This window comes from Alishewanella sp. HL-SH05 (assembly GCF_052655985.1).
In genome coordinates this window covers 1,360,572-1,381,528 of record NZ_CP199753.1, presented here as the reverse complement: position 1 = coordinate 1,381,528, position 20,957 = coordinate 1,360,572, and the positions used below count along the sequence as shown (strand labels likewise).

The following is a 20,957-nucleotide window of genomic DNA, read 5'->3' as shown; positions in this document are numbered from 1 at the left end:
CGGTTGTAACCACCTGCGAGATAACCTAAGCCAGAGCCATGCTCTGGCTTTTTTATTGCTTGTTTTAGTTGGCTTTTCGCGATTGGCGCGAGTTACGCCAAGCATCATAGCTGTAACAAATTAGCCCCGCCCAAATAAAACTAAAGGTAAATAAGCGCTCGGCCGCAAACGGCTCTTGATAAAGCCAAACACCAAAGATAAACATAAAAGTTGGACCGATATATTGAAAGAACCCCATTGTCGACAAGCGCAAACGACGCGCACCGGCAATAAAGCACAGCAAAGGGATCGTGGTCACAAAGGCCGCAGCCACAAGATATGCGTTTAACGCCAAGGTGTTGTTTAACAAATTAACGGCTGAACTCTCTGCAAAGGAGTTCCAGTACCACAGCGCCAGTGGCATTAACAATAAAGACTCAAAAAACAAACCGGTAATGGCATCGACCGCCAATTTTTTGCGCAACAAACCATAGATCGCAAAAGAACACGCCAAAGTTAAAGCGACCCAAGGCAAAGCACCAAAACTGATGATTTGCCACAACACACCTGCTGCTGCCAGCGATACCGCCAGCCACTGTAATTTACGCAAGCGCTCGCCCAAAAACACCATACCTAGTAGCACATTCAGCAACGGATTAATGTAATAGCCTAAGCTGGCATCGAGCATGTGTTTATTATTCACCGCCCAAATAAACAACCACCAGTTGCCACCCAGCAATACCGCAGTCAGCAATAAGCTAGCCAACATTTTCGGCTGACGAAACACCCTAAAGGTGCTGTGTACTTGACGCAGTAAGACAATCACCAAAGTTAATAAGAGAAATGACCAAACAATACGGTGAATTAAAATCTCCGCAGCCGGGATATAATCAATCTGTTTGAAGTATAACGGGGCAATGCCCCATAAGGTATAAGCACTGGCAGCAAATACACCACCGAGTTTTTGTTCACGCGTTAACGACATAACCACCCCGTAAATTAGCGGCCGATTATACGCACAACGCTGGGATGCGTCTGCCTCTATCTGTGCTAAGCCACGCCGGCCTGTTAGCTGCTGCAAAAACAAAGCGGTCAAATATAGGACGTTACATCAATATAAACAATAGCTTAAATAATGCAGGCCTCAGGCAAAAAAAGCGACTAGCCAAGGCTAGTCGCTCAAGATACAGGAAAAAGTATTTCAATAACGACTTAGTTAAAATCGTCTAATAAAATCAAACCCACGTTACCGGTTAAACCTACACCATCACGAGCAACAGCAGTGTAGATTTTGTTAGCCTCTAAGTCTAACGATAACGGCCCGATAGCAGCCGTTTTGCTACCCGCGGGTGTTACCGTAACAAAGTAAGTACCTTCGGCTAGCGATACATAACCGGTGTCGGCTTTAAATGGCACAGCTGCAAACGCAGGGGTGGCAGCGCTGATATCATTAGTAGCAGTAACATAGATATCAACAGGACCGGCTAAGGTAGACCCATGCACAATACGCACTTGTGCTTCAGTGGCAACACGACGTGGCATATCCGCTAACACTAACGGCTCAATGGTATCATTTTGCAAAGAACCCACGGCTAACACACTGTAAAACGCGCCAGCATCTAAGGTCAGGTCTGCATCAATGACCACTACACTATTATCTGCAGCCGCAGCGACTTTAACATTGTAGGTATCTGGAGCAACACCCACATAATCAGTGAAGTCAGGGAAAGATAACGCCGAAACCAGTTCAATACTGTCATTAACGATAACATCAACAGCAGGTGCATCTGAGACGTTATGTACGACGCGCACTGAAGAAGTGGTATTGGCATCAGCCACATCAAAGAAGCTACCATCTGGAGCAACCGCTAACAATGAGACAGGTGAAGCACCTGATAAACGGTTGTTGATTGCCGCTACCACTAAATCCGTGCCTGCGGCTAACTCTAAAGTACCCGAGTCAAATACAACGGTAGATTGGCCAGGAAGTGTAATACGGACACGATAGTTACCTGCTGGCACATCTACGGGCGCAGTAAAGTCTTTATAATCAAGAGTTGCTAAGGGAGCGGTTAAGGCATCCGTTGGCGCAGTAACATGCACATCCACAGTGGGTGCTGCTGAAGCCGCATGTACAACTTGCACACGGATGTTACCCGCAGCCAGTGGCGCAACATCAGAGGTAACCACTAGCGGTTCTAAGGTTTCATTTGCAACAGAGCCAACAGCAAATACGGTGTAGTTGGTCGCTTCGGCTAACGTCACACCCAATGGGCCAATCACTGTGGCAGTGCTATTACCTGGTAAAATGGCATCAACAGCAACTTGGTATGTGTCCGGAGTCACGTTGAAATTTGCAGAACTCTGAGCATAAGCCAAACCCGATACCGCGTTCGCGCCAAAACGAATATTGACATCAGGTGCATCTGACGAGGCATGTACAAACTTCAAGGTGGCATCCGCAACGGCTGCAGGCTGACCTGGTGGTGTGATGGTTTCATCATCGTTACTGCTGTTACAAGCACTTAAGGAAAGCATTGCCACAGAAGCTAAGGAAAGTGTTAATATTTTCTTCATCATTAATACCCTTTTAATTGATAAGCGGGAAAATTTACGCTGTCTCAAAATTAAGGGATCAATCGAAAAAGTTGACAAATATCGAAAGAAAACACCTATTTTTTACATAAATCCATTTAACGTTAACTAACGTTGTTGTTCAGTTAATTTAAAAGTCGATATGTGCTGGTTTGGGTAAAAACGGTTTTAGTAGCTCTGCACGCCAGCCTCGTAAATATTCAGGGACCGGTAATTGTGAACGTTGCTCATCGGACACCCGCCAACACCAATTAAAAAACTCATGCAATTGCCGACGGGTTGACAAAAATGGGGCGGGCAAACCACTACTGGCAGCGGCTTCTTTCACCGCCTGCCCCAGTTCAGCTAACACCACCTTTTCTCCGGCAAAACGGTCAAGATGATAAAAACGTTGTGGACACTGCTCTGGCGCTAACGCTTTCGCCTGCTGAATTAACTCCACTAATAGTTTGGCATGTCGACGCATATCACGAGTCGCCATGCCGGGTATATTCAATAAACTTTCTGGGGTGGCCGGGCGGCGTTTCGCTAATTCCAGCAACTGAGCATCTTTAGCCACTAAACCCAATGCCAGATCTTTGCTACTGGCATACTGAAAACGCCAACTTACGATGTCACGTAATACCGCTAATTCACGACTATTTAATTGGGTACTGTTTTTAATCTCTAAAAACTTAAATTGATCAGGCAATTGATGCTGGCGACGTTGCAGTAATTGTTGCCCTTCCGCGAATAAAACCTCGAGTTGCTGCGGGGTTTTAAATTCACTAAGCAAACGTTGATATACATCGAGCAAATATTTTACATCATTCGCAGCATACGCTAACTGTGCGGGCGCTAATGGCCTTGCCAACCAATCAGTACGCGCTTCACTCTTATCGATCACCGCGCCGGTAATTTGCTCGACCAACCGAGCATAGCCAATACTCCCACCCCAACCGATCACTTCTGCTGCAAGTTGCGTGTCAAACAAGGGAGTGAGCTGCGTAATATTAATGGTTGCAAAAGCTTCTAAATCTTCGGTGCAAGAATGCAGAATTTTACAAATATGCGGCGCTGCAAACAACGTTTGTAATGGCGTCCAATCATCAATCGCCAGCGGATCTACCAGCGCAAAATGCTGGCCATCAAATAATTGAATTAACCCTAACTTCGGTGACAGGGTACTTTGCCGGATAAACTCAGTATCAACCGCTAAGCTAGGCTGCTCTGCTGCCTGCAAACAAAAACGGGCTAAACTTTGATTATCACTAAGCAACGACATGGTGTTCTCTCTTCAAAAAATAAAGCCGGCAATCGCCGGCTCTAAGTACTAACCGCGTAATTCGCGGCGTAGTATCTTGCCTACATTCGTTTTGGGTAATTCCTTGCGGAATTCTACCAGTTTAGGCACTTTGTAGCCCGTTAAATGTTGCTTACAGTGCGCAATCACTTCTTGCTCGGTTAAAGAAGGATCTTTTTTCACGATAAACACTTTAACCACTTCACCCGCTACGTCGTTTGGAACACCCACTGCGGCCACTTCAAGTACTTTATCGTTCATGGCGACAACTTCTTCAATTTCATTAGGGAAGACGTTAAAGCCCGACACTAAAATCATGTCTTTTTTACGATCGACAATATAAAAGAAACCTTGCTCATCCATCCGGGCAATGTCACCAGTGTAAAGCCATTCCTCTTTGATGGTTTTAGCGGTTTCCTCTGGGCGGTTTAAATAACCCAGCATCACTTGTGGGCCACGCACTAACATTTCACCTGACTCACCTAGGGCAACATCGTTACCGTTATCATCAATTAAACGGATGTCTGTAGACGGTGCCGGTAAGCCAATGCTGCCGTTAAAGTCTGCTAAGTTCACCGGGCTTAAAGTAACCAGTGGGCAGCACTCCGTTAAACCGTAACCTTCCAATAAGCGACTCTTAGTGACTTTTTTCCAACGTTCAGCGACTGGCCGTTGCACCGCCATACCGCCACCCAGAGAGAGTTTTAGCGTACTAAAATCCAGTTTGTCAAAACCTGGCGTATTTAACAAACCATTAAACAAGGTGTTGACGCCCGTGATCGAGGTAAACGGAAATTTAGCGAGTTCTTTAACAAATTTGGGCATATCACGTGGATTGGTGATCAGTAAATTGGTACCACCTAGCTTAAAGAACACAAAGAAATTCGCCGTTAACGCGAAGATGTGGTAAAGCGGTAACGCCGTGACAACATACTCTTTTCCTGCCACTAAAAAGTGATCTAAAAAGGCGCTGGCTTGCTCTAAATTTGCCACCATATTGCGATGGGTTAACATGGCGCCTTTTGATACGCCGGTAGTCCCGCCAGTATACTGCAAAAAGGCAATATCTTCACCGCTGATGTTCGGTTTTTGCCATTGCAGCCTAGCACCTTCTTTCAGCACTTGTTTAAAGGGAATGGCTTTACGCAGTTGATAGGCGGGCACCAACTTTTTCACGTGTTTCACAACAAAGTTAACGACCGAACCTTTGACACTACCTAACATATCACCCATCTTGGTTAAGATGACATGTTCAACTTGTAATTGTTTTTCTACCGCCATCAGCGTGTGCGCAAAGTTATCGACGATAACAATGGCTTTGGCTTTAGAGTCTGACAGCTGATGTTGTAATTCCCGAGGCGTATAAAGGGGGTTTACGTTGACTACGGTACAACCGGCACGCAAGATTCCCATTAACGCCACTGGGTATTGTAAAAGGTTAGGCATCATAATCGCGACAGCGTCGCCTTTAACCAAACCCAAGGTATTTTGCAAGTACGCGGCAAAGGCTTGGCTTTGCTGATCTAACTCACGATAAGTAAGACTCTTACCCATATTGATAAAAGCGTCTTTATCGGCGTAAGTTTCAATACTACGGCTAAAAATGTCGTTTAATGACGAATAATGATCGGGATCAATTGTTGCCGGCACACCTTCAGGATAACTCTCTAACCAGACTCTATCCACCGTCTACTCCTTTTTTGAAGTTTTTCTATCTGGTCGCTGTCAGGCGTCTATGCTGTATTCTGACAAAACCATTTATCGTTATAGTTGTGTTGATGTTGAACAGTAGTTACTGTTGCCATCTAAATACTGAGTTTTTACTCTAGGTTAATCATCCCATAAATGTCTGCAGCAGACAATCAATCTAAGCTGTCGACGTCTTGTGGTTTAATAAATTTCAGTGTCATGCGATCACTTTCACCAATATTTTGGTAAAAATCGCGATCTTCTTGTCCTAATGCCAACGTTGGCGGCAAGGTATAAACCCCTTTCACATAATCTTTGGTGTCTCTTGCATTGGCATTAACTTCGCTACGGTCAATTAAATGAAAGCCAATCGCCTCAGCTACAGCGATTAAATAGGCTTCATCGGTATAACCTTCTACGGCATAACTGGTCAGTTCGGTCACTTTAGCAGCACGGTGCTCAACCATTCCTAATATGCCGCCCGGTTTGAGTACCCGAAACATATTTTCTAACGTTGCTCGCAAATGTCCTGCCTGATCCCAAATATGTACATTGCGAAAGCTCAATACCATATCAAATTGGTCAGCGGCTAGTTGCGGAATAAAGTTGGGGGGATCTAACGCGACGCGAGATACTTGGCCAAAAGTGGCCTCTTGCTGCAATATGCGCTGCTCTAATCGGTTGGTCAGTCGAGACCAGAACACACTTTTTTCACCCGCATTATTACTACCATCTAAACGAAAATGCGCAATCGTCAGTTGCCCTTCATCTTTTAAAAACGGCGCCAAAATTTCGGTATACCAGCCTCGTACTGGCCAAATTTCCAAAACGGACATTTGCGGCTCAATACCAAAAAACATTAAGGTCTCAACTGGATTGCGGTATTGGTTGCGCTGCAAGTGGGCCTTTCCACGCGAACGACTCTCAGACAATTCGGTCAAACGCTGCTGCCACTCGGTGGCATTATTAGCAATGCTCGGCGTAGGCATTAACGCCAGTAATAAACCTAAAGACACTATGCTTGTTGTTATTTTTTTCATAGTAAAACCTTGCTTCATAACATTATTAAGATGCGAACTCTGGATAAGGAACTGCGATCAAACAATTCGCTTTAAGATAACGCCCTATTTGCCCAAAAGTCCAGCAAAAGCACCCTGCATACTGGCATCATTTTTTAGCCAGTTTGCCGCAAGCGCCTTGGTGTTGTCATATTCATCCGTTAAACTATAAATACTTCTCTGTTGTTTAAATACACAAGGTATCTGATGCGCGCATTATTACTGCTACCCATAATTGCTTTTGCCTCAACCGCCACAACTGCAGCGCCAAAAAATATCATTTACATGATAGGTGATGGTATGGGCCCCGCTTACTTAACGGCCTATCGTTATTATCAACACGAGGGGGAACACCCTGTCGCTAACACGATATTTGATGATTTACTCAAGGGTACCGCTAGCACCTACCCTGACGACGACACCCTGGTTACTGACTCTGCAGCAGGTGCTACAGCTCTGGCCACTGGCGTAAAAAGCTATAACGGCGCTATATCAGTCAATCGCCAACACATACCGATTGGCACTATGATGCAACTGGCGAAACATCACGGTAAAGCTAATGGTGTGGTCGCAAGTTCTCAGGTTAACCATGCCACTCCCGCGTCCTTTTTAGCCCACAATATCAGTCGGCAAAATTACAATCAGATTGCAGATATGTACTTTGACTACCGGATCAACGGCAAGCCGGTCGCTGATGTAATCTTAGGCGGTGGCACTCAGTTTTTTATCCGTGAGGATCGGCATCTGGTTAATGAATTTAAAAACGAAGGTTATCAGTACATCGATAATTGGCAGCAACTTGATTCGCTGACTCGCGCACCGGCACTGGCACTGATGGCTGACGTTGCGTTACCTGCTGCACTTAATGCGACTGAACCGAGACAACTAGCGACACTAACCAGCAAAGCTCTACAATTGTTGAGCCCTGCTGAAAAAGGTTTTATGTTGATGGTAGAAGGCAGTCAGATTGACTGGTGTGGCCACGATAACGACATCGCGTGTGCCATGGCTGAAATGGATGATTTTGCCAACGCTATCGCGGTTGCTAAAGCCTATGTCGATGCCAATCCTGATACCTTATTAATTATTACTGCTGATCACGAAACCGGTGGTATGTCTTTAGGGGCGGCAGGCAAGTATTTATGGTTACCAGAGGTCATTAAAGGGGTATCAGCTACGGGGCGTAAAATAGCAGATGAGCTTAACGCTGCCCCAGATGACAACACCGCGCTAGCACGCTGGCTAGCTCTTACCAAGATCCAACTAACCAAAGAAGAACAGCTACAATTGTTAGCTGCTCGGGGCAAAGAGCAAAAAGCCTTACGCGAAGTGGCGGTTAAACTTGTGGCTCAATATTCTTACACCGGTTGGACAACAGGCGCCCATACCGCGGTGGATGTCCCCGTCATGGCTTATGGTAAAAACAGTGAAGATTTCCACGGCTTTATGGACAATACCGATATTGCTAAGCAATTAATCAAGTATATCAGTAGCCATTAAGCCTTTGCGGGCTTAAAAACGCCTAGTATTTATTTTTGCCGGATAGTTAAGTGATTCTGAGACAACACTTAACTATCCAGTATTAACTTGCGCTTTGTTGTTTATTCACTACCTAGACCGGTTAATTGCTCGCGTAACTTTGGGGCGCTGGTATCGTTGTGTAGCCATATATTAAAAAACGCGGGACCAAAAATGTTATCTTTAACCACCCCAGTTTTAGTGCCATTAAAATAAAATTCGACACTCGAATCCGCTAACAGCACTGCCGCTAAACGATCACCCTCTTTTACATCACGCCACAAAGTCTTTAATTGTTCAGCCCAGTCAGCTTGTTGCTCAGGGGTGCTTTGTTTCAGCTTTTTCCACTCATCAACTGTTGCCTCGATGAACTGATCACGGCTAATCTTGCGTTTATAAGTTAACTCTAACAATAACGGCGAGCTTTGCTGGTAATCGACATAACGGCCATCGCGGGTCGCTAAACGTGCATCGTATAACTGCCAAAATAAATAACGGTAACTTCCTTGGCCAACGGTCTCAAGTTGCGGAACCGCGAACAACGGGAATGACACACCCAGTGCTAAAACAATACCCAATAACTTACGCATAGCCCCTCCAAATAACTTGCCAAAAGCAGCGTTGTGATGCCGCCGACGATAATGTTTAGACTATTTCTGAGCGGAACCGTTCAACTCTTGCGCTGTGCTGGTCTCTAACAAGCTTGGGATCTTACCGAAAATCACACCTAATAAGCCCCAGACTAAACATAAAACGATGTATGAAGTCACGCCTAATGGGAAGCTCATGACACCGTCACTTAATGCCGCACCGCCAATATAAGACAGCGGCCCACCGGTCGCGCCCAAGGCAAACCCCAGCCAAGGTTTTGTTAAGAAACGACTCATCACTTCAACCAGTGCTAACGCAAATATGGCCCACAACAAAATAAACCACAGCGGTAGCCATGCCAATTGCGCAAAGCTTAAGATCCCGGTTGCGACTAATAACGAGTCAACACTAATACCTAAAATGGCAGCCGCCAATACCAAATAACGCGCCTTCATTGACGGCAGTTGCCAAAGACCATAAAGCAAATAAACTAAAACCGGCCAAAAAGCCAATTGCTGAAAATAGACCAGTAAAAACCAACTTAACTCAAAGCCAATTAAGACTCGCCAATTTAATTTAACCTTAACGCTGCTCATGATTGCTTCATCTTGGCTGCCAACTTACAGCGTAAACCGTAAGGCAACACACTCAGCGTTTTTAATAAATAGGCTAAGCGTCTTGGAAAACGCAGCCGTAGCTTTCCCGCTTCGATGCCATCAAAAATACGTTTAGCTGCGGCGGCCACAGGCATTAAGAAAGGCATCTGAAAATCATTTTTTTGCGTTAATGGCGTATCAATAAAGCCGGGTTCAATCAAACAAATATGGATGCCGCTATGAGATAAATCGACGCGTAAACTATCAACAAAATAGCTGACCGCAGCTTTACTGGCACCGTAGGCTTCTGAACGAGTAAAAGGAAAAAAATGTGCCATTGAACTAACAATCGCTAAAGTATTGCCGGCTTTTAAGCGTGGTAATAACAGCTTAGTACTGCTAACAACAGCCTGAAAATTAATGGCAAAAGTTCGTGCAAACGCATCTAAATCGAGATCATTAGCCTCGACATATTCGCAATTCCCGGCATTTAACAGCACCACATCAAAATGAAGTGCTGCCGGTAAACTGGCTTGCCATTCTTGCATTGCTGCATAATCTGTTAAATCTAAGCTGACAGGGATAATTTTTTCAGGATGTTCAGCAGCCAGTGCCGCTAACTTATCTTCTGAGCGAGCCACCGCGTAAACCGTCCAGCCCTGCTGTGCATAATAGCTTGCGGTTTCGCGCCCGATACCTGAGCTAGCACCGGTAATAAGAATTGTTGCAGACATATTCACTCCTGTTATGTCGCTGAGCTCACTCACGCATTAGCTTCTGTAAGCAAGGCCAAATAAATAGTAAGCGAGCAAAAAAGATATAACTTGTACGTAAAGGAATTAGAACAGTTCAGTGTGGCAGTAGAAGGGATAAGCGAAGCGAAAAAATTAAAGCAAACAATTAACAGCCATTAAGCGTATAAATCAACACCTAGCATGGCTTGAACTTCGCTGCGGCGTTGTTCGTTTTGCAAACTTTGATACGCAGCAACCGCGCGTTCGTTGCGTTGTTCCGTGTTATCGCGAAAAGATTGGCGGTTAGTTTGCGCTTCCCGCTCGCTATCTAATCGCTCCACCGCATCACGCTCAAAACGAATACCCGCCGTTTCTTTAACCACACTCTCCCGCTCTGGCTGCACCGTACGACTCGGCTGTGGCCGATTCGTTGCCGGATTTAGCAAGCTACTAGGATTAATGTTGTTACTGGCGTTGATGCTCATGCAAGATCTTAGCTATTGGACAGTGCTCTAATTATAGACAAGTAATCAACCAACAAGCCAGTAACTTTTGCAAACAGTGATATTAATATGCATTTGCAAGCTAGCGTCTTCAAGCTAACGTCTCTGAGTATGGTCAGACCTGTACCGGAGTACGGTCTGACCAGTCTCAGAGTGTGGTCGAACCTGTCTCAGAGTGCGGTCTGACCAGTCTCTGGTAATGTGAGTGTGGTTAGGGGTTAACGGCCGGGCAGTTTTTGCCAAGTGACTTCGTCTCGCACATAAACCGGTTCGGCCTGCTCTGCTGCAACAAAGTGGCCCTGTTGCCATGCCTGAGCAGCAAAAGGCAGCATGTATTGTGCTGAGGGATATAAAATATCTTTGGCCACGCTGGCTGAAAGTATGCCTTGCAGCTGGCTCTGATAGGTTTGCCAGCCGGTGCCGACGGCCATTACTTCAGTGTCAAAATTTAAAGCGGTTATCGCTGCGGGTAAGGCGCTAGGCTTTGCCGCCACTTCAGCGCTAATCGCATGCATCAAACCCTGCTCATCACGAGCATAGACAGCCAAATAGACCTCGGCCATCCGCGCATCAATTGCAGCAATAACGTGTTGAGCATTTTTTAACTGCGCAGCAGCTTGTGCCATCGCCGCCAAAGTCGAAACGCCATATACCGGTACATCGACGCCAAAGGCTAAACCTTGTGCGACCGACACGCCAATCCTTACGCCAGTAAAACTCCCAGGGCCACGACCAAATACGATACCATTTAGCTGATTCAGGTTAACACCGGCCTCAGCCAATAATTGCTGCACCATAGGTAGAATACGTTTGCTGTGTTGTTGCGGGCATACTTCGTCTAGGGTCAGTATTTTGCCATTGTGACTTAACGCGACGGAACACGCTTCGGTAGAAGTATCTAACGCTAAAAAATTCATGAGTTTCCTTGTTGCTGCTCTTTTAAACCTTGCATCTCTTTTAAAAACTGACTGGCCGCGCCGAGATCACGCGTTCGCCGCATCGGTGGCAAGCTTTTTAAAAAGGTCGCCCCATAGGGTTTAGTCACCAACCGATTATCGCAAATCACCAGCACACCGCGATCGGTTACATCACGGATCAGTCGGCCGACCCCTTGTTTTAAGGTAATCACCGCTTGCGGTAATTGTACCTCAGCAAAAGGATCTTTACCGCGCATCGCACAATCTTCCACCCTCGCTTGTAACAACGGATCATCTGGCGAGGCAAAGGGTAGCTTGTCGATAATGACACAACTTAAGGTATCACCACGTACATCAACGCCTTCCCAAAAACTGCCGGTACCCAGCAGCACCGCATTTTCTAATTTAACAAATTGTTCTAACAATAAACGTTTACCGGTAGAGCCTTGAATAAGCACCGGCTGGCGAATTTGTTCAGGTAAGGCTTTCGCCATCATCTGTAACATACGATGGCTGGTAAATAAGAAAAAACAACGCCCGTTATTAGCGGTAATTAGCTCAATTGCCATAGTTAATAAAGCATGCATCATTGCAGGCTCGTGCGGCTCTGGCATAAATCGCGGCACACAGAGCAGCGCTTGTTGCGCATAATCAAACGGGCTTTCGAGTAACAGGGTATCTGCCCCCGTCAAGCCCATTTGTTGTTGATAATGGGCAAAGCCTTCATCTACCGATAGCGTGGCTGACGTAAAAATCCAGCTGCGCTGCTCAGCAAACACTAGCTTGTTAAATTTATCGGCAATACTCAGTGGCGTTAAATGCAAACCAACATGCAATTTGCTGGTTTCGAACCAAAGACTCACCCCCGTTTGTTCAACCTGCAGCAATTTTTGCAGTTGGCTTTTAAGCTGTGCTAAACGCTCGTAGCAATTATCCAAGGTTTGGCTGCGGCCTAAGCTACTTTTAACAATCTGGTACAACATATCTAGCGCATCGTTTATGCGGGTGATCGCCGTTTGCATAGCCGGTTTTTGATAAGCTTGCCGCCAATTGCCACGCGCGGGATCTGTGGCAAATTGCAGCCGCCAATCGCGAGTCAGGCTGGCCACTTTATCTGCAGCCTTGCTTAGCTGAATGACATCTTTTAGCTCTGCCTTACCGACTAACTCAATGTCTTTACACAGATCTTGTAAAATACGGCTAGAGAAATGTTCGCCAAAATACTCACTGGCGATATCAGGGATCTGATGCGCTTCATCAAAGATCACCACTTCCATTTCTGGCAACAACTCACCAAAGCCAGTATCTTTTAAGGCTAAGTCAGCAAAAAATAAGTGATGATTCACTACCACTAAATCGGCGGCCTGTGCCTCTTTGCGCGCTTTTAATAAGTGGCACTCTTCATAAACGGGGCAGTCTTTACCCAAGCAGTTATCGGTAGTACTGGTTACATAGGGTAAGGCTTTGGAGTCTTCGGCAATATAGGTTAATTCGCCGATGTCACCGCTGTGCGTCTCCGCAGACCATTTTTTGATTAAGCTTAAATCGGCGATCAGTTGCGGATCAGCTACCGGAATATGCTGATAATGCTGCTCTAAACGAAACAAACACAGGTAATTTGAGCGGCCTTTAAGTAAAGCCGTTTTAACCGGTAACGCTAACGCTTGAAGTACGGTTGGCAGATCACGAAAGTACAATTGCTCTTGCAGGTTTTTCGTTCCGGTTGATAACACCACTTTTTTACCAGACAGTAACGCAGGCACTAAATACGCATAGGTTTTACCGGTACCCGTCCCGGCTTCTACCACCAAGGCACCGTCTTTTTGAATGGTTTGTTCAACAGCGGTTGCCATTTCCAGTTGCGCGGCGCGAGGTTTAAAGCCTGCAATATGCTGCGCGAGTATACCGTTTTCAGCAAAGGCTTTGGCAGATTTAACGGCCATAGGTTATCCAGATGAAAACGGGCAAATTGCAATAGCTCACTGGCACTCCACAAAGGCTTGATTAGCTTAAACGCAAGCTTTGAAACGCTAACGTAACCGCTGCATAAGATGTATTGCTGGCTATTATGCCTTGTTCAGCTAAAAAATCAGACAAAAATATCTAAATGCCCGTCTTTATCAACATGCTGATCTTCTTCGGGAGTGGTGTAAGGGGCGGCAGGATAATCATCAGCGAGGCCGGTTTTATAACCAAAACGGCGTAAAATAAGGTACTTTTGCTCTTCGCGCTTGAGGGGCTCAAGGCGTGCCTCTTTAAAAACAGGCAGCACCGTTTTCGGGTCCGGCTCAATCGGCGTTCCCGGAATACGTTGTATAAATGGCATAAAAGCATCCATTTTTGCCTCCTGTCCGTATCTCAAATGTTATTTGGGTTTTATATTATTATATCGGCGGAAAATCGCATCACTTTAATGCTATGAGTGCAATGCATGCCTATACAACCTGACCACAATTTAAACAAATGGTTTAATTTTTAAAAACACGACTCTGCAACTGTTTAGCTTAAAAAAACGCAGCATCAGCTTATACTATTGATTTTAATGAGTTTACATTAAATTACCCGTTGGATTACTTGAAAAAAAGCGCTTGCGAAAAACAGTCTGCTGCAGTAACTTGTATAGCATAGCATTTTGGATAAATTTACAGCATGAATAGTTTAACAGTAACATTGCATCACCATCATATAACCTAGCCTTACCGCTTAGGTGGAGGGCTGTTGTCTGGGCCTCCGGTGCATCTTGTTACTCGCAACCCCGCAGGCCTAAGCCACGGGGTTTTTTGTTTTTAATTACAGTTTTTAATTTTCGGAGTGACCAATGAGTCCAGCCATTGAAAGTAAACGTCTTCGCATCGGTATGCAAAAATCAGGTCGTCTGTCGATTGAATCACAAGCACTGCTAAGCAGCTGTGGTTTAAAAATTAATCTACGTGAACAACGCTTAATTGCTCATGTTGAAAATATGCCGATTGATATTTTACGGGTGCGAGATGATGACATCCCAGGCTTAGTAATGGATGGCGTCTGTGATCTAGGCATTATCGGCGAAAACGTATTAGAAGAAGTGTCACTGCAACGGCAAATCGACAACGAAAGCGCGGACTATGAAGTGCTAGCCCGCTTAGATTTCGGCGGTTGCCGCTTATCAATTGCCGTACCACAAGAAGAGCAATACCAAGGCGTTAGCAGCCTTGAAGGCAAAACCATTGCAACTACTTATCCACGTTTACTGACGCGCTATTTAAAACAGCAAGGCGTGAATGCCCGCGTAGTGATGTTAACCGGTTCAGTTGAAGTGGCACCTCGGGCCGGTTTAGCCGATGCGATTTGTGACCTCGTTTCTACCGGCGCGACTTTAGAAGCTAATGGTTTAAAAGAAGCCGAAGTGATCTACCGCAGTAAAGCCGTGCTGATCCAACGCAAAGGTTTAGCTGATGCTCAGCACCAGAAACTGATTGCTAAGTTAATGCCACGCATTCAAGGCGTGATGCAAGCCAACGAAAGCAAATACATCATGCTGCACGCCCCGCGCGCTAAGTTAGATGAAGTGATCGCGTTATTACCTGGTGCAGAAAATCCAACCTTACTGCCACTCGCCGGCAATAACGATATGGTGGCACTGCATGTGGTCAGCAGCGAAACGCTGTTCTGGGAAACCATGGAACAACTTAAAGTGTTGGGCGCCAGCTCAATCTTAGTATTACCTATTGAAAAGATGATGGAGTAATCGATGCAACGCTTTAACTGGAGTCAACTTGATCAAGCTGGCCAACAAGCGGCCTTGGCCAGACCGGCCCTGCCTGATTCAGCCAGCCTTGCACCCAAAGTACGCGAAATCATTGCGGCGGTGCGAGCAGAAGGTGATGCTGCCTTACGTCGTTTTAGTCAGCAATTTGATCAGCTTACCGATAACCCATTGGCGTTAAGTGCCAGCTTGCAGCAGCAGTTGTTAAGCCAATTACAACCTGAGCGTAAAGCCGCGATTGAATTAGCCTATGACAATATACGCAAGTTTCATGCGGCGCAATTACCGCGGGATATCGAAGTTGAAACCAGTATTGGCGTAATGTGTCAGCTAAAAAGTCGCCCGATTGGCAGTGTCGGCCTGTATATTCCTGGCGGTAGTGCGCCGTTACCTTCTACGGTGTTAATGCTGGGTGTCCCGGCGCAATTAGCCGGCTGCCCACGTGCAGTCTTGGTCACGCCACCGGGTAAACCCTTGGCGACCGATATTGCACCCGAGATTATTTATGCCGCTAACCTTTGTGGCATTACCGAAATTTATACCATTGGCGGGGCTCAAGCTGTGGCGGCGCTGGCTTACGGTACAGAGACGATTGCCAAAGTAGATAAAATTTTTGGACCAGGCAATCGCTATGTTACTGAAGCGAAACAGCAAGTAAGCCAAGATGCAAAAGGTGCGATGATTGATATGCCAGCCGGCCCGTCTGAGGTGCTCGTGCTGGCCGATGCTCAGGCTAACCCAGAGTTTGTCGCAGCAGACTTACTCTCGCAGGCTGAACATGGCCCTGATTCACAGGTTATTTTAGTTAGCGATACCGCAAGTTTGCTGGATGCCGTAGAGCAAGCCCTCAGCGTGCAATTAGCCGCCCTTCCGCGCCGTGATATTGCCGCACAAGCGCTAGCACACAGCCGAGCCATCTTAACAGCCGACTTAGACAGCGCCATTAGTGTGACCAATGCCTATGCGCCAGAGCACTTAATTGTGCAAACAGAGCAAGCCGAGCTACTCACTGAGCGCTTTACCAGCGCAGCCAGTATTTTTGTTGGCGCTTGGACGCCCGAATCCGCTGGGGATTACGCCAGTGGCACTAACCATGTATTACCCACTTATGGCTATAGCCGCACCGTCTCAAGCTTGTCGATGACCGATTTTTACCGCCGCTTTACCGTGCAGCAATTATCTGCCACCGGGATGCGCAATATTGGCCCCGCCATTGTCACCCTGGCTGAAGCCGAAAGTTTAGAGGCGCACGCCAATGCAGTACGGTTACGCTTGGCCAGTTTATTAAAGGAGACTGAAAATGTCTAAGGTACACCCGCTGGCCCGTGATGCCGTAAAAGCTATCGTGCCTTATGCTTCTGCCCGCAGCTCGATGAGTGGCGGTGCGGTGTGGCTTAATGCCAATGAAAACGCGCTAGCGCCCGCTTATCAGTTAGATGGCATCTTTAATCGCTATCCGTCTTGTCAGCCAAAAGCGGTAATTGATGGTTACGCTGCGTATGCAGGATTAACTGCCGAGCAAGTATTGGTAAGTCGTGGCGCAGATGAAGGCATTGAGCTGCTGATCCGAAGCTTCTGCGAGCCAAAGCAAGATAGCATTACAATTTGCCCACCGACCTATGGCATGTATGCCATCAGCGCCGAGAGCAATCAAACGTCGGTGAATAAAGTACTGTTAAAAGATAATGAGCGTTTAGATTTACCCGGCATTTTCGCTACCTCGCCAAAGCTTGTGTTTATTTGTAGCCCCAATAACCCAACCGGTGATCTCATTCCGCGCGAAGATATTATCGCCGTGTTAGAGCACTTTAAAGATCAAGCCTTAGTGGTGGTCGATGAAGCCTACATTGAATTTGCACCAGAGGCGTCTGTGGTGTCGCTACTGAGCCGTTATCCGCACTTGGTGATCTTGCGCACGCTATCTAAAGCCTTTGGTTTAGCGGGTTTACGTTGTGGTTTTACGTTGGCTGCACCTGAAATTATCTACGCCCTGAAAAAAATGATTGCGCCCTACCCGATTGCCGAGCCGGTGGCACAAATTGCTGCGCAAGCCCTATCGCCCGCTGGTATCGCGCAAATGCAACAGAGCGTAGCCACCATTAACGCTTTACGTGATGACTTTATTACGCTTGCCGCAAGCTTACCGGGCATTAATAAAGTATGGCCAAGCAATGCTAACTATGTGCTGTTGCAAGTAAGCGATGCCGCAGCCTGTGTTAATGCGCTAATTGCAGAGGATATCTTGATCCGCAACCAATCTAGCCAACTGGGTTTATCGCAGGTAGTACGGGTATCCATTGGCAGCCCTGCAGAAATGCAGCGCTTAGCCGGCGCAATGCAACGTTATTTCCAACCTAATCAGAGAGAAACCGCATGAGTGGCCAACCTATTTTATTTATCGATCGTGACGGCACCATGGTAGAAGAGCCGCCAATAGACAAGCAGCTCGATAGCCTTGAAAAATTGGCCTACGAGCCAGGCTTAGTGCCGGCGCTATTAAAACTGCAAGCGGCGGGTTATCGCTTAGTGATGGTGACCAATCAAGATGGTTTAGGCACCGACAGCTTTCCGCGCGATACCTTTGATGCGCCCCATGACAAAATGATGCAACTGTTAACCTCGCAAGGTATTCAGTTTGATGATGTGCTGATTTGCCCACATTTTGAGCGTGATAACTGCAGTTGCCGCAAACCGAAATTGGGTTTAGTCAAAGACTACCTGCAACAAGGTAAAATCGATTTTACCAATTCTTATGTGATTGGCGATCGGCTAACCGACGTGCAACTGGCTGAAAACATGGGGTTACCGGCTTTTCAGTATCAACGTGACAGCTTAGGCTGGGCTGAAATCACCAAACGTTTATTAAGCCGTGGCCGCAGCGCGACCGTGGTGCGTACCACCCGCGAAACCGATATTAAAGTGACGGTCGATTTAGATAGCAGTGGTAATAACCTGTTCAACACGGGCGTTGGCTTTTTTGATCATATGTTAGAGCAAATAGCTACCCACGGCGGCTTCTCATTGCAAGTGGAGGTGAAAGGCGATTTACATATTGACGATCACCACAGTGTCGAAGATACCGCCCTCGCCTTAGGCCAAGCCTTAAAACAAGCGCTGGGTAACAAGCGGGGGATCAACCGCTTTGGTTTTGTGCTGCCGATGGACGAGTGCCGCGCCGAGTGCATTTTAGATTTATCGGGTCGGCCGCTGTTTGTGTTTAACGGCGAGCTAGGCGAAGGTGCGGTGGGCGGTTTAACGCTGGAGATGGTGCCACACTTTTTCCGCTCAATAAGCGATGCCATGTTGATGTCTTTGCACTTGAGCATTACCGAAGGTAATAAGCACCATAAAGTAGAAGGCTTATTTAAAGCCTTTGGCCGGGCGCTACGCCAAGCCATCACCGTATCGGGTGAAGCCTTACCAAGCTCAAAAGGAGTGTTGTAATGAGTTTGGTGATTGTTGATACCGGCTGTGCCAACATCAGCTCAGTGTATTTTGCGGTAAAACGCTTAGGCGTTGAGCCTGTAATAAGCCGTGATGCCGCGGTGATCCGTGATGCCTCGCGGGTGATCTTACCGGGCGTTGGTACCGCGAAAGCGGCCATGCATAATTTAGCCGAACGCGAGCTTATAGGTACCTTACAAAGCCTAACGCAGCCGATGCTGGGTATTTGTTTGGGCATGCAAATGCTCACCGCCCACAGTATGGAAGGTGATGTAGCCTGTTTAGGATTAATTCCAGGCGAAGTGGCACCGCTTAATGCTGCCGGTTTACGCTTACCGCATATGGGCTGGAATACCTTGCATCAGATCAGTAAGCACCCCATTTTGGCCGGCTTTACTGAACAAGATTATCTGTATTTTGTGCACAGCTTTGCAGTGGTGCCGAGCGAATATAGCTTAGCACAATGCCACTATGGCTCTGACTTTGCCGCGGTTATTGGCAAAGATAATGTGGTCGGTGCGCAATTTCACCCTGAGCGCTCAGGTAAAGTGGGCGCGCGATTATTACAAAACTTTCTGGAGTGGCAGTTGTGATTATTCCGGCGATAGATTTAATTGACGGCACTGTCGTGCGTTTATACCAAGGCGCTTACGATAAAACCACCGAGTACACTTTCAGCCCCTTTACGCTTCGCGATAGCTATGCCAAAGCCGGTTCGCCGCTACTGCATGTGGTTGACCTCTCGGGTGCCAAAGATGCCAGCAAGCGACAAATTGCCCTGTTAACCAAGCTAATGACCGACTCGCCATTGCAAATTCAAGTCGGTGGTGGTGTGCGCAGCGAGCAAGATGTGATGGATTTACTCGCCGCCGGTGCTAGCCGCGTGGTCATTGGTAGCTTAGCAATTCGGGAGCCTGAGTTGGTTCAAGGCTGGATCCGCAAATACGGCGGTGAGCGCATTGTGTTAGCCTTAGATGTGGCCATTAATGCCCAAGGCGAAAAAACCTTACCCAGCCACGGTTGGATTGAAGAGTCTGGCGTAACACTAGAGCAAGTGTTAGACGGTTATATTACCGCCGGTGCCAAGCATGTACTGTGTACCGATATCAGTAAAGACGGCACCTTAACTGGCGCTAATGTGGCGTTATACCGTGAGCTAAGCAGTAAGTACCCAACGCTGGCTTGGCAAGCGTCTGGCGGCATCGGTTCATTAGCCGATATCCAGGCGTTAATTGGCTCGGGTGTTGCGGGGGTGATCCTAGGTCGCTCGCTGTTAGAAGGTAAGTTTACGCTTGAGGAGGCCATTGCATGCTGGCAAAACGCTTAATTCCTTGTTTGGATGTGCGCGATGGCAAGGTGGTCAAGGGCGTGCAGTTTCGAAACCATGAAATTATTGGTGATATTGTGCCATTGGCCCAGCGCTATGCTGAAGCCGGCGCAGATGAATTGGTATTTTACGATATCACGGCGTCCAGTGATGGCCGGGTGGTTGATAAGAGCTGGGTGCGCCGCATTGCTGAGGTAATAGATATTCCATTTTGTGTGGCCGGTGGCATTAAATCGGTGGCAGATGCCGGCAAAATTTTGGAGATGGGCGCGGATAAAGTGTCGATTAACAGCCCAGCCCTTTCTAACCCGCAGTTAATTGCCGAGCTTAACCAAACCTATGGGCAGCAGTGTGTGGTCATTGGTATTGATAGCTTTTTTGATGTGGCGTCGGGCCAATATCAGGTATATCAATTTACCGGCGATGAGAGCCGCACCCAAAAGACACAGTGGTTAACTCGCGACTGGGTAACTGAGGTGCAGCGCTTGGGTGCCGGTGAGATTGTGCTGAACTGCATGAATCAGGATGGGGTGCGGCAAGGTTACGATTTGGCGCAGCTGAAAACCATTCGGGATCTGTGCAAGGTGCCGTTGATCGCCAGTGGTGGTGCCGGTGCAATGCAGCATTTTACCGAAGTGTTTCAACAAGCCGATGTGGATGGGGCCTTAGCGGCCAGTGTCTTCCACAAGGGTATTATTCAGATCAGCGAGCTAAAAGCGAAGTTACTGGCCGATGGTATTAGTATACGGCCTTAAAAGGAAAGCCATAAAACCCACGCAAGCACCACGTACATTTTTTCTGTGACACGCCGTGAAGCTTTCTCGGGGCTAGATTGTGAATATCATTCATGATATTCGCCCATTTGGACAGCAAGGCTGGCCCAAAAGGCAAACTTTTGGATTGAAGTTTGCCACACTACGGGAAAGTATTTACGGCGTCTTTGCGTGCTGTATTCATATGAAACGGACTAGAGATAACG

General features: G+C 47.0%; 20 protein-coding genes. 8 read left to right on the top strand and 12 right to left on the bottom strand.

Annotated elements, in window-relative coordinates:
• Positions 1-64: 64 nt before the first annotated feature.
• From rarD to ACUJFL_RS06380, 5 genes are all read right to left on the bottom strand, one after another.
• The gene (gene rarD, locus ACUJFL_RS06400; protein WP_445428754.1) at positions 65-964 is read right to left on the bottom strand and encodes an EamA family transporter RarD; all 900 of its coding nucleotides are present in this window, start codon (positions 962-964) and stop codon (positions 65-67) included.
• Between the two features lie 227 nt (positions 965-1,191).
• Complete coding sequence (locus ACUJFL_RS06395) at positions 1,192-2,559, bottom strand: DUF4397 domain-containing protein (protein WP_226749888.1); 1,368 nt, start codon at positions 2,557-2,559, stop codon at positions 1,192-1,194.
• Between the two features lie 145 nt (positions 2,560-2,704).
• Positions 2,705-3,838, bottom strand: a complete 1,134-nt coding sequence (rnd, locus tag ACUJFL_RS06390) for a ribonuclease D (protein WP_306176864.1) — start codon at positions 3,836-3,838, stop codon at positions 2,705-2,707.
• 48 nt (positions 3,839-3,886) lie between these two features.
• Positions 3,887-5,542, bottom strand: coding sequence for a long-chain-fatty-acid--CoA ligase FadD (gene fadD, locus ACUJFL_RS06385; RefSeq protein WP_445428753.1), 1,656 nt, complete (start codon positions 5,540-5,542; stop codon positions 3,887-3,889).
• Positions 5,543-5,718: 176 nt separating this feature from the next.
• Complete coding sequence (locus tag ACUJFL_RS06380; RefSeq protein WP_445428752.1) at positions 5,719-6,585, bottom strand: class I SAM-dependent methyltransferase; 867 nt, start codon at positions 6,583-6,585, stop codon at positions 5,719-5,721.
• A gap of 225 nt (positions 6,586-6,810) precedes the next feature.
• On the opposite strand from ACUJFL_RS06380, the gene ACUJFL_RS06375 reads away from it, so the two are divergent.
• Entirely contained in the window at positions 6,811-8,103 is a 1,293-nt protein-coding gene (locus ACUJFL_RS06375; RefSeq protein WP_445428751.1) for an alkaline phosphatase, read from the top strand.
• Between the two features lie 101 nt (positions 8,104-8,204).
• Here ACUJFL_RS06375 and ACUJFL_RS06370 read toward each other — a convergent pair whose 3' ends face one another.
• The 7 genes from ACUJFL_RS06370 to ACUJFL_RS06340 all read right to left on the bottom strand — a co-directional run bounded on the left by ACUJFL_RS06370 (position 8,205) and on the right by ACUJFL_RS06340 (position 13,800).
• Positions 8,205-8,711, bottom strand: a complete 507-nt coding sequence (locus ACUJFL_RS06370) for a chalcone isomerase family protein (protein ID WP_445428750.1) — start codon at positions 8,709-8,711, stop codon at positions 8,205-8,207.
• A 60-nt stretch (positions 8,712-8,771) separates the two neighbouring features.
• Positions 8,772-9,308: a DUF2878 domain-containing protein gene (locus ACUJFL_RS06365; RefSeq protein WP_445428749.1), complete on the bottom strand. Its 537-nt coding sequence runs from the start codon at positions 9,306-9,308 to the stop codon at positions 8,772-8,774.
• A complete protein-coding gene (locus ACUJFL_RS06360; protein WP_445428748.1) occupies positions 9,305-10,042 on the bottom strand; it encodes an SDR family NAD(P)-dependent oxidoreductase in 738 nt (245 codons plus the stop codon). Before ACUJFL_RS06360 ends, ACUJFL_RS06365 begins: the two co-directional genes overlap by 4 nt.
• 176 nt (positions 10,043-10,218) lie before the next feature.
• Complete coding sequence (locus ACUJFL_RS06355) at positions 10,219-10,527, bottom strand: hypothetical protein (protein ID WP_226749880.1); 309 nt, start codon at positions 10,525-10,527, stop codon at positions 10,219-10,221.
• Positions 10,528-10,763: 236 nt separating this feature from the next.
• Positions 10,764-11,462 (bottom strand): tRNA (adenosine(37)-N6)-threonylcarbamoyltransferase complex dimerization subunit type 1 TsaB, encoded by a 699-nt coding sequence (gene tsaB / locus ACUJFL_RS06350; protein WP_445428747.1) that lies wholly within the window; start codon positions 11,460-11,462, stop codon positions 10,764-10,766.
• Positions 11,459-13,405 carry an ATP-dependent DNA helicase gene (locus ACUJFL_RS06345; RefSeq protein WP_445428746.1) on the bottom strand — a complete coding sequence of 649 codons (1,947 nt, stop codon included), beginning with the start codon at positions 13,403-13,405 and terminating at the stop codon, positions 11,459-11,461. Before ACUJFL_RS06345 ends, tsaB begins: the two co-directional genes overlap by 4 nt.
• A gap of 146 nt (positions 13,406-13,551) precedes the next feature.
• Entirely contained in the window at positions 13,552-13,800 is a 249-nt protein-coding gene (locus tag ACUJFL_RS06340) for a hypothetical protein (RefSeq protein ID WP_226749877.1), read from the bottom strand.
• 480 nt (positions 13,801-14,280) lie between these two features.
• On the opposite strand from ACUJFL_RS06340, the gene hisG reads away from it, so the two are divergent.
• Genes hisG through hisF form a run of 7 tightly spaced genes read left to right on the top strand, consistent with a single transcriptional unit; the run spans position 14,281 to position 20,733 of the window.
• A complete protein-coding gene (hisG, locus tag ACUJFL_RS06335; RefSeq protein WP_226749876.1) occupies positions 14,281-15,189 on the top strand; it encodes an ATP phosphoribosyltransferase in 909 nt (302 codons plus the stop codon).
• 3 nt (positions 15,190-15,192) lie between these two features.
• Positions 15,193-16,515: a histidinol dehydrogenase gene (gene hisD, locus ACUJFL_RS06330; RefSeq protein WP_445428745.1), complete on the top strand. Its 1,323-nt coding sequence runs from the start codon at positions 15,193-15,195 to the stop codon at positions 16,513-16,515.
• Entirely contained in the window at positions 16,508-17,584 is a 1,077-nt protein-coding gene (gene hisC / locus ACUJFL_RS06325; protein ID WP_445426412.1) for a histidinol-phosphate transaminase, read from the top strand. The genes hisD and hisC overlap by 8 nt, the downstream gene beginning before the upstream one ends.
• Positions 17,581-18,651, top strand: coding sequence for a bifunctional histidinol-phosphatase/imidazoleglycerol-phosphate dehydratase HisB (hisB, locus tag ACUJFL_RS06320; RefSeq protein ID WP_226749873.1), 1,071 nt, complete (start codon positions 17,581-17,583; stop codon positions 18,649-18,651). Before hisC ends, hisB begins: the two co-directional genes overlap by 4 nt.
• A complete protein-coding gene (gene hisH / locus ACUJFL_RS06315) occupies positions 18,651-19,244 on the top strand; it encodes an imidazole glycerol phosphate synthase subunit HisH (RefSeq protein ID WP_445428744.1) in 594 nt (197 codons plus the stop codon). The genes hisB and hisH overlap by 1 nt, the downstream gene beginning before the upstream one ends.
• Positions 19,241-19,978 (top strand): 1-(5-phosphoribosyl)-5-[(5-phosphoribosylamino)methylideneamino]imidazole-4-carboxamide isomerase, encoded by a 738-nt coding sequence (gene hisA, locus ACUJFL_RS06310; RefSeq protein ID WP_226749871.1) that lies wholly within the window; start codon positions 19,241-19,243, stop codon positions 19,976-19,978. The genes hisH and hisA overlap by 4 nt, the downstream gene beginning before the upstream one ends.
• On the top strand, positions 19,960-20,733 hold the full coding sequence (gene hisF, locus ACUJFL_RS06305; protein ID WP_226749870.1) for an imidazole glycerol phosphate synthase subunit HisF: 774 nt from the start codon (positions 19,960-19,962) through the stop codon (positions 20,731-20,733). The genes hisA and hisF overlap by 19 nt, the downstream gene beginning before the upstream one ends.
• Positions 20,734-20,957: the final 224 nt, after the last annotated feature.

Coding starts and splice junctions, on each gene's coding strand:
- rarD (WP_445428754.1), bottom strand. CDS start 964: ATGTCGTTAACGCGTGAACAAAAACTCGGTGGTGTATTTGCTGCCAGT.
- ACUJFL_RS06395 (WP_226749888.1), bottom strand. CDS start 2,559: ATGATGAAGAAAATATTAACACTTTCCTTAGCTTCTGTGGCAATGCTT.
- rnd (WP_306176864.1), bottom strand. CDS start 3,838: ATGTCGTTGCTTAGTGATAATCAAAGTTTAGCCCGTTTTTGTTTGCAG.
- ACUJFL_RS06380 (WP_445428752.1), bottom strand. CDS start 6,585: ATGAAAAAAATAACAACAAGCATAGTGTCTTTAGGTTTATTACTGGCG.
- ACUJFL_RS06375 (WP_445428751.1), top strand. CDS start 6,811: ATGCGCGCATTATTACTGCTACCCATAATTGCTTTTGCCTCAACCGCC.
- ACUJFL_RS06370 (WP_445428750.1), bottom strand. CDS start 8,711: ATGCGTAAGTTATTGGGTATTGTTTTAGCACTGGGTGTGTCATTCCCG.
- ACUJFL_RS06365 (WP_445428749.1), bottom strand. CDS start 9,308: ATGAGCAGCGTTAAGGTTAAATTAAATTGGCGAGTCTTAATTGGCTTT.
- ACUJFL_RS06360 (WP_445428748.1), bottom strand. CDS start 10,042: ATGTCTGCAACAATTCTTATTACCGGTGCTAGCTCAGGTATCGGGCGC.
- ACUJFL_RS06355 (WP_226749880.1), bottom strand. CDS start 10,527: ATGAGCATCAACGCCAGTAACAACATTAATCCTAGTAGCTTGCTAAAT.
- tsaB (WP_445428747.1), bottom strand. CDS start 11,462: ATGAATTTTTTAGCGTTAGATACTTCTACCGAAGCGTGTTCCGTCGCG.
- ACUJFL_RS06345 (WP_445428746.1), bottom strand. CDS start 13,405: ATGGCCGTTAAATCTGCCAAAGCCTTTGCTGAAAACGGTATACTCGCG.
- ACUJFL_RS06340 (WP_226749877.1), bottom strand. CDS start 13,800: ATGGATGCTTTTATGCCATTTATACAACGTATTCCGGGAACGCCGATT.
- hisG (WP_226749876.1), top strand. CDS start 14,281: ATGAGTCCAGCCATTGAAAGTAAACGTCTTCGCATCGGTATGCAAAAA.
- hisD (WP_445428745.1), top strand. CDS start 15,193: ATGCAACGCTTTAACTGGAGTCAACTTGATCAAGCTGGCCAACAAGCG.
- hisC (WP_445426412.1), top strand. CDS start 16,508: ATGTCTAAGGTACACCCGCTGGCCCGTGATGCCGTAAAAGCTATCGTG.
- hisB (WP_226749873.1), top strand. CDS start 17,581: ATGAGTGGCCAACCTATTTTATTTATCGATCGTGACGGCACCATGGTA.
- hisH (WP_445428744.1), top strand. CDS start 18,651: ATGAGTTTGGTGATTGTTGATACCGGCTGTGCCAACATCAGCTCAGTG.
- hisF (WP_226749870.1), top strand. CDS start 19,960: ATGCTGGCAAAACGCTTAATTCCTTGTTTGGATGTGCGCGATGGCAAG.